Raw genomic sequence first — 7531 nt, 5'->3', positions numbered from 1 at the left:
CTGTCGGGGCGGCACGTCGTGAGGATGTTCACCGCTGTGGCCAGGCGCCGCACCCGGTATGGCAAGCCGATCAGCGCGGCCACCCTGGAAAGGATCCGGGCGACGCTGCGGGCCGCGTTGAACGAAGCCCTGCGGTAAGACGTGATCCGTGACAACCCGGCTCGAGGGCTACGGCTTCCGTCGCCGCGCCACATCCACCCCGTAGTGTGGACCCCGCGACGCGTGGCCGCTTGGCGGCGCACCGGCGAGCGCCCCGCCGTTGCGGTGTGGACGGTCGAGCAGTTGGCCGAGTTCCTCGCCTTCGTCCGTGATGACCGGCTGTTCGCGCTGTGGTGGCTGATCGCTCTACGAGGTCTGCGGCGCGCCGAGGTAGCCGGCCTGCGCTGGATCGATCTCGACACCGACCGGCGCGAACTCACCATCGCCCGCCAACTCGTCCACACCGACCATGGCCTCTCCCCGTGCCCGCCCAAGAGCGCCTCCAGCCAGCGCGGTATCGCACTGGACCTCGACACGCTCCGGCTGCTGCACCGCCACGAACGAGCCCAGCGAGGTGAAGAAGGCAACGACTGGTCGCCAACAGACCCGATGTTCACTCGTGAGAACGGTGGGGCGGTCGATCCCGACTACCTCACCCACCGCTTCCACAAGCTGGCCTTGGCCAGCGGCCTTCCCCCAGTGCGGCTGCACGATCTGAGGCATGGAGCGGCGACACTGTCTCTGGCGGCAGGAGCGGACCTGCGAGTGGTGCAGGGCATGCTCGGACATGCCAGCATCGTGCTCACCGCCGACACGTACACGTCGGTGCCGCCGCAGCTGTATCACGACAGCGCCCGGGCCACTGCCCAGCTTGTTCTCCAAGCAGCCCGCAAGACCACCCGCAAGGTGAACAAACGCGCGCGCTCGTACGTGACTCACATGTGTCTCACCGTGACTCACGATCAGACGACTCGACTACAGAATCGTGGGAAACCGCAGGTCGGAGTGGTAGGGCGCCCGGGGCTCGAACCCGGAACCTACGGATTAAAAGCGCCACCACCGACTGGACCGCCGATCCGGAAAGCCAAGAACTGATCCCCCACGCACCTGCGATGTAGACCTCAACACCATGAGACCCTGTCGGCGTACTTGATGTCCCGGCTCACCACATCACGGACCGCTAACAAGCGAAGAAGTCGCAGGTCGCTACCGCCAATTTCTGCACTCAGCTTCCACGGGCCGGATCGCCGATGCGGACATGCAGGTTCGTCAGCACGCGGAATTTCCAGCCGTGCAGGTTGTGCGGCTGTTCGGGGTCCAGGGAGAGCCGTGGGTGTTGCTCGAGTAGCACGTCCAGCAGGGCCGCGATGATGGTACCGACGACTGGGGCGGCGAGGCATGCGTGGCGGGAGTATCCGAGGCCCAGGTTGGGGAAGGGGTCCCGGTTGATGTCGAAGGTGTCTGGGTCGGTGAAGATGCTCTCGTCCCGGCCTGCCGAGGCGATGGCCGCCATGACGGTCGCTCCGGCGGGGATGATCTGTCCGGCGAGGAGCACGTCTTTGGTCGCGCGGCGGCTGAGCGCGCCGTTTGGTGATAGCCAGCGCAGCGTTTCGTGGACGGCCTTGCGGATCAGGCGCGGGTCATCGCGGATGGCCTGCATTTGCGTGGGGTGCTGGAGCAGCGCGAGCAGCGTGAGCCCGGCGCCGGCCGCCGGTTCCAGGAACGCCGAGAGGATCTCGATGAAGGTGGGCATGATGTTCTCGGCGGATCGGACGGTATCGGCCGGGCAGCCGCTGTGGAGCAGCTGTGACAGGACTGAGCCGTCGGGCCGGTCTGTGGCCTGCCGGGCGAAGGGCTCGATCGTCTGGCGGATCTCGGTGGCGGTGGCCATCGCCTGTTCGTGTACGGCCGGGTCCGCCGTGAAGTTGCTCATTCCGGCGCTGAGGTTGCGGGCCCAGCGAATGAGCGCGCCGGTGTCCACGTCCGGCAGGCCGATGAAATGGGCGAGGGCGGTGCTCGCGGCGGGTTCGAAGTAGCTGGACATCAGCTCGTCCCGGCTACTGAGCTTGGTGGCGTACGGCCGTGCAGCCTCGCGGGTGACTGTGGTGGCCCGTTCGATGCGTTCGTGGGCGAATCGCGTGTCAACGGCGGCTCGCAGATCGGCGTGGGCGTCGCCGTCAACCTTGAGTACGGACCGTTCCCCGAATATCTGCGTGGCCAGCGAGGGGAAGGCGCTGGTGTACGACTCGTAGGCACTGAGGACCTGGCGCACGTCATCCCAGCGGGTGACCATCCACAGCTCGAGCTTCGGCAGCAGGACGACCGGCGCTTCGCGGCGGAGCCTGGCGAAGATCGGATAGGGGTCACTGCCGAGCTGGTCGAAGGTGATGGACGCGGCGAAGTCGTTCATCGACGTCACCCTCCCGTCGGCACACCCGGCTGCTCGGCGGCCGCCGCGTCGCCGCCGCGGCGAGGGCGCGGAACCGGATTGTCGCGCAGGTACTCCACCTCGGCGCGCACGTTCGCCAGCAGTTTGGCGGCGATGTCCTGGCTGAAGCCGTTGCGGATGACGAAGCGGATGACGGCTATGTGCTCCAGGTCGGGCGGCAGGTAGTACGTCGGGGCCTGCCAGCCGTGCATCTTCAGCCGGGCGGCCAGGTCGAAGACGGTGAAAACGTCGTAGCCGGGGGCGGTCCGCACGGCGAGCACCGGCAGTTCCGAGCCGTCGGCGATGAGCGAGAGCTCGGGGAGTTTCGCGATCTCCTCACCGAGGTAGGTCGCCACGTCCCGGCAGGTCTGCTGGACGGCCCGGTAGCCCTCGAAGCCGAGCCGCAGGAAGTTGTAGTACTGCGCGACGACCGGGGCGCCGGAGCGGGAGAAGTTGAGCGTGAAGGTGTCGATGTTGCCGCCGAGCAGGTCGCAGGAGAGCACCAGGTCCTGCGGCAGGGCGTCCGGCTCCTGCCAGACGATCCAGCCGACGCCGGGGTAGACCAGACCGAACTTGTGCCCCGAGGTGTTGATCGACTGCACCCGGGGAAGCCGGAAGTCCCACACCCTGTCGGGTTCCAGGAACGGGGTGATAAAGCCGCCCACGGCCGCGTCCACGTGCAGCGGTATTCTCAGCCCGCGCTCGGCCTCCAGCCGGTCCAGCTCGGCCGACATCTGCTCGATCGGGTCGTACTTGCCGCATTGCGTGGAGCCGAGCACGCCGATGACGCCGATGGTGTTGTCGTCACAGAACTCGCCGAGCCGGGCCGGGTTCAAGGTGAAGGCCGGCTCCTCGATCGGTATCCAGCGCGGCTCCACGTCCCAGTACTGGCAGAACTTCGGCCAGCAGGTGTGGACGGCAGTGCCCATCACGAGGTTGGGGTTGGCGGTGGACAGCCCGGCCGCCCGGCGCCGCTCGCGCCACTGGAACTTCATCGCCAGCGCCCCGAGCATGGCCGCCTCACTGGAGCCGCCCGTGGAGCAGCCGACGCTGGAACCGTTCGGGTCGCCCCACAGATGATCGAGCATGTTGACGCAGCGCGCCTCGATGTCGGCCGTCCGCGGGTACTGGTCGTGGTCGACGAGGTTGCGGTCGAGGGTTTCGGCGATGAGTTCGCGGGCCTGGGGCTCCATCCAGGTCGTGCAGAAGGTGGCCAGGTTGAGCCGGGCGTTGCCGTCGAGCAGGAGTTCGTCGCGGATGAGCGCCTGGGCCGCTGTGGGATTCATCGGGCCGGCCGGCATCTTGAACCGGGGCACGCCGCCTTCCGGCACCAGCCCGTTGTAAAGGGGATTGACATCGAGTGATTCTTGCCACCGGCCGGATTCGACTCGTCTGAGCATGAGCTTCACCCCTCGAAAGAGCTTTACGCCACGTCAAACACTCACGGTAGGCAATTGTTTACTATGAGTCAATATTGTGGCCGCGCTGACGTCCACGTGGGTGAGCGTGTGGGTGCCCGAAACTCGGCCGTTGGGGTTGACCTGGCTGGGGGTTGGTGTTCCGTTCTGGTGGGCATGATCGCCATTCATGGCGCTGCGGTTGCTTTATTTGATCTTCGTCCGGCTCGTGGGTTGGGTGGTGTTGCTGCGCAGAGGTCGAAGGACGTGGAGATCCTTGTTTTGCGTCACCAACTCGCGGTGTTGCGTCGGCAGGTGGCAAGGCCTTGGCCGTCGTGGGCGGATCGGGCGGTGATCAGCGCGCTGGCGCGTCTACTGGCGGTGTCGGGGCCCGCCGCGAGGGCCGCGCCCAGGAAGCCGGTGAAGGCGTCGGACGAATCTAGACTCGGCTCGATGAACCCAACGAAAACCCCCGCCACGGCTCCGCATGGAGCGACCCCGGTGATCACTTTCATCATCTTCGGCATCGCGGCCGTCACGGCCCTGGAGATCGCGCTCTGCCTGGTCCTGCTCGGCCTGGCCGCCGGCGCGCGGCACATCTGGCCCGCCGCCAAGAGCGCCGCCAAGAGCGCCGTGGCGGGGCGCTGGGTGGCGCGCTAACCAGCGCCGGGACTGCTCCGGCTGGAAGGTTCGTCCGTCCTGGCCGGTGCCGCCTGGTAACGCAGGTGCAGGCGCTACGCGCTTGGCCGATCCTCGACCGGCGAGCGGCCCGCTGCCGCCGAGTACCTCGCCGACCTGCTGGTCTGCTCGGTCGTACAGGCAGGCCGCGCTGGCCGGGACACCTGCGGGGCCCGGAACCGTAAGCCTTTCCCAGCCTGAATGGCGGCCTCTTTGATGAGTTGCAGGACGAGGAGATTGCCTGGCCGATCGGGGTGGCGCGGTGCGGGCGACAGCGCAGTTGAGCCTGGAATTTGCAGGTCAAGGCGGCAATGGCGCGCGGATGATGCCGGCGTTGGCGGGGGCGTGCGCAGCACGACGGCACATGTGCTAGTCTGGGCTCAGTTGCAGTTGTGGTACCCATAAAGACTTGTGTGCACCTGACGGTATGTAGCCTCAGGTGCATTTTTTGTTCTCCGGTCATCTCCGGGTGTGTGGTCCTATCGCGGCGACGCGGAATCCGTTCGATGCGGATTTCGGCTTTGCACCCATCGAAGGAGATCAACATGGCTACTGGCACCGTGAAGTGGTTCAACGCGGAAAAGGGCTTCGGCTTTATCGAGCAGGACGGCGGCGGCGCCGACGTCTTTGCGCACTACTCCAACATCGTCGCCAACGGCGGCTACCGTGAGCTGCGCGAGGGCCAGAAGGTGGCCTTCGACGTCACGCAGGGCCAGAAGGGCCCGCAGGCCGAGAACATCGTTCCCGCCTGACACTGCGCACCACGTAGCCGGGGCTCGCGCCGCAGGGCGCGGTCCCCGGCGCGTTGCTTTTGTGGCATCCATCGTGCCGTGATGACCTCACAACCCGAGAAGCACAGCGTGTCTGTTCTTCCGCCGCACACCGGATGCACCACCGATGGCTCCGGTTCGGGCATAGGCCCGCTCCACTTCTACGGCGCCGCATCACAGCCGCGTTCTTCCCGGCGAAAGCCGACCATTTCGACGTACGAGCCCAGGCTGTTTCCGCCGGTTCGACTCGTCTTTCTTCGGCTCGTGCTAGCTGTTCTTGTGCCGCTCATCGCGCCGAGGATCCTGACACGTGCCGCATCGAGGAAGGTTCTGCATGAACCACGCAACTCGCGCGCACGATCGCAACTCTTCGCCCCGTACGGGCGGCTCCGCCCGAAGCAGGGGCGGCCGATTCAGCCCTCCGGCTCAGGGCCGTTCAGGCGCCTCCAGCCGGTCCGGCAACGGGCGGCGTCCCGCCGCGCTCCAGAGAGAGTTCGCGCTGCCGGTCACCGTAACCCCGGCCCTGCCGGCAGCCGCGACGTTCGCTGAGCTGAGCATGCCGCCCGCACTGCTGAAGGTGCTCACCGGCCTGGGCTTGAACGAACCGTTCCCGATCCAGGCGGCCACGCTGCCGAACTCCCTGGCCGGCCGGGACGTCCTGGGGCGGGGGCGCACCGGGTCGGGCAAGACACTCGCCTTCGGCCTGGCCCTGCTCGTCCGCACCTCCGGACAGCGGGCACAATCGCGGCGACCGCTTGCCCTGATCCTCGTCCCCACCAGGGAACTGGCCCAGCAGGTCACCGATGCGCTCACGCCGTACGCCCAAGCACTGAAGCTGCGGCTGGCCACGGTCGTCGGCGGCATGTCGATCAGCCGCCAGGCCCATGCGCTGCGCAACAGTGCAGAGGTCGTCATCGCGACCCCGGGACGGCTCAGGGATCTCATCGAGCGCGGCGACTGCCGCCTGGACCAGGTCGGCATCACCGTGCTGGATGAGGCCGACCAGATGGCCGACATGGGCTTCATGCCGCAGATCACCCACCTGCTCGACCAGGTGCGCCCAGATGGCCAGCGGATGCTGTTCTCCGCCACTTTGGACCGCAACGTCGACCTGCTGGTCCGCCGCTATCTGAGTGACCCGGTGGTCCATTCGGTCGACCCCTCGGCGGGCGCGGTCACCACGATGGAGCACCACGTGCTGCACATCCAGGGTGCCGACAAGCAGGCCACCACTGTGGAGATCGCTGCTCGCGACGGTCGGGTGATCATGTTCCTGGACACCAAGCACGCTGTGGACCGGCTCACCGAACAGTTGCTGAACAGCGGAGTGCGCGCCGCCGCGCTGCACGGAGGCAAGTCCCAGCCCCAGCGCACCCGCACCCTCGCCCAGTTCAAGAGCGGCCACGTCACGGCGCTGGTGGCGACCAACGTCGCGGCCCGCGGCATCCACGTCGACAACCTGGACCTCGTCGTCAACGTCGACCCGCCGAGCGACCACAAGGACTACCTGCACCGCGGCGGCCGCACCGCCCGCGCCGGCGAGTCCGGCAGCGTCGTCACCCTGGTGCTGCCCAATCAGCGCCGTGACATGACCCGCTTGATGGCCGACGCCGGTATCGTCCCGCAGACCAGCGAGGTCCGTTCGGGCGAGGCCGAGCTGAGGCGTATCACGGGCGCCCAGGCTCCCTCAGGCATCCCCGTGACCATCACCGCACCGGTTGTCAGTCGTCGGTCGGGACGGAACGGCAGACGATTCCGGTAGCAGCGGATGGGGGCTCGCCCAAGGCCAGGTAGTTAAGGCTTTTGGGCTGTTGGCAAGAGTGCTGAAGAGATTGGCCGGGCGGTGTAGATACCCGGCCCGATCTTGCGGATGAGTTGGCTGCTGGCCCAGCGAGACAGTTGCCGGTACATGGTGTTGAGGGTGACATCGCGGAGGTGGCGGGCGATGTCCGGGGCTGGTCAGGGGCGGTTGGGGTCTTGGTGGAGCAGGGCCAGGACCTGTTGTTGTCTGCGGCGCTCGGCCGGGGCGATGGACGACCGGCTCAAGGTCGAGAAAGATCGAGGCTAGGAGATCTACCTGATCTTCGTTGGACGTAGATGCTGTTGTTGCCGTCATCTCACGTGACCCAAGTGAGGGAGTGAGTGACGATGACATGCGTTCAAGATCGCCACGTGGTGAATCGGCGTTGTGGCTGTGCCGACGCGGTGACAGGCAAGCGGCTGGGAAGTCGCTGCGCCCGGCTGGTGGATCCTGTCCATGGCAGTTGGTATTTCGCCGT

General features: G+C 66.9%; 6 protein-coding genes. 4 read left to right on the top strand and 2 right to left on the bottom strand.

What is annotated here, in order from left to right:
* Positions 1-222: 222 nt before the first annotated feature.
* A complete protein-coding gene (locus tag ABZX61_RS65585) occupies positions 223-1074 on the top strand; it encodes a site-specific integrase (RefSeq protein WP_355213207.1) in 852 nt (283 codons plus the stop codon).
* Positions 1075-1204: 130 nt separating this feature from the next.
* Here the strand turns inward: ABZX61_RS65585 and ABZX61_RS65580 are convergent, their stop codons facing one another.
* Positions 1205-2389, bottom strand: coding sequence for a cytochrome P450 (locus ABZX61_RS65580; RefSeq protein ID WP_355213205.1), 1185 nt, complete (start codon positions 2387-2389; stop codon positions 1205-1207).
* Positions 2390-2394: 5 nt separating this feature from the next.
* Complete coding sequence (locus ABZX61_RS65575) at positions 2395-3807, bottom strand: glutamate decarboxylase (RefSeq protein WP_355213203.1); 1413 nt, start codon at positions 3805-3807, stop codon at positions 2395-2397.
* A 498-nt stretch (positions 3808-4305) separates the two neighbouring features.
* On the opposite strand from ABZX61_RS65575, the gene ABZX61_RS65570 reads away from it, so the two are divergent.
* The 3 genes from ABZX61_RS65570 (at position 4306) to ABZX61_RS65560 (ending at position 7014) form a co-directional block, all read left to right on the top strand.
* On the top strand, positions 4306-4464 hold the full coding sequence (locus ABZX61_RS65570) for a hypothetical protein (protein ID WP_355213201.1): 159 nt from the start codon (positions 4306-4308) through the stop codon (positions 4462-4464).
* Between the two features lie 563 nt (positions 4465-5027).
* Positions 5028-5234, top strand: a complete 207-nt coding sequence (locus tag ABZX61_RS65565) for a cold-shock protein (RefSeq protein ID WP_355213199.1) — start codon at positions 5028-5030, stop codon at positions 5232-5234.
* A gap of 352 nt (positions 5235-5586) precedes the next feature.
* A complete protein-coding gene (locus ABZX61_RS65560; RefSeq protein WP_355213198.1) occupies positions 5587-7014 on the top strand; it encodes a DEAD/DEAH box helicase in 1428 nt (475 codons plus the stop codon).
* The last annotated feature ends 517 nt before the right edge of the window (positions 7015-7531 follow it).

Origin of the sequence: Nonomuraea sp. NPDC003709 (assembly GCF_040610775.1) — a bacterium.
In the GTDB taxonomy this organism is placed as follows: domain Bacteria; phylum Actinomycetota; class Actinomycetes; order Streptosporangiales; family Streptosporangiaceae; genus Nonomuraea; species Nonomuraea angiospora_A.
The sequence above is the reverse complement of the archived record's forward strand: the minus strand, read 5'-3'. Positions and strand labels throughout refer to the sequence as shown.

What these genes read in the sequence shown, in the direction of transcription:
- ABZX61_RS65565 (WP_355213199.1), top strand. Translation starts at nt 5,028, where the DNA reads ATGGCTACTGGCACCGTGAAGTGGTTCAACGCGGAAAAGGGCTTCGGC.
- ABZX61_RS65575 (WP_355213203.1), bottom strand. Translation starts at nt 3,807, where the DNA reads ATGCTCAGACGAGTCGAATCCGGCCGGTGGCAAGAATCACTCGATGTC.
- ABZX61_RS65560 (WP_355213198.1), top strand. Translation starts at nt 5,587, where the DNA reads ATGAACCACGCAACTCGCGCGCACGATCGCAACTCTTCGCCCCGTACG.
- ABZX61_RS65580 (WP_355213205.1), bottom strand. Translation starts at nt 2,389, where the DNA reads ATGAACGACTTCGCCGCGTCCATCACCTTCGACCAGCTCGGCAGTGAC.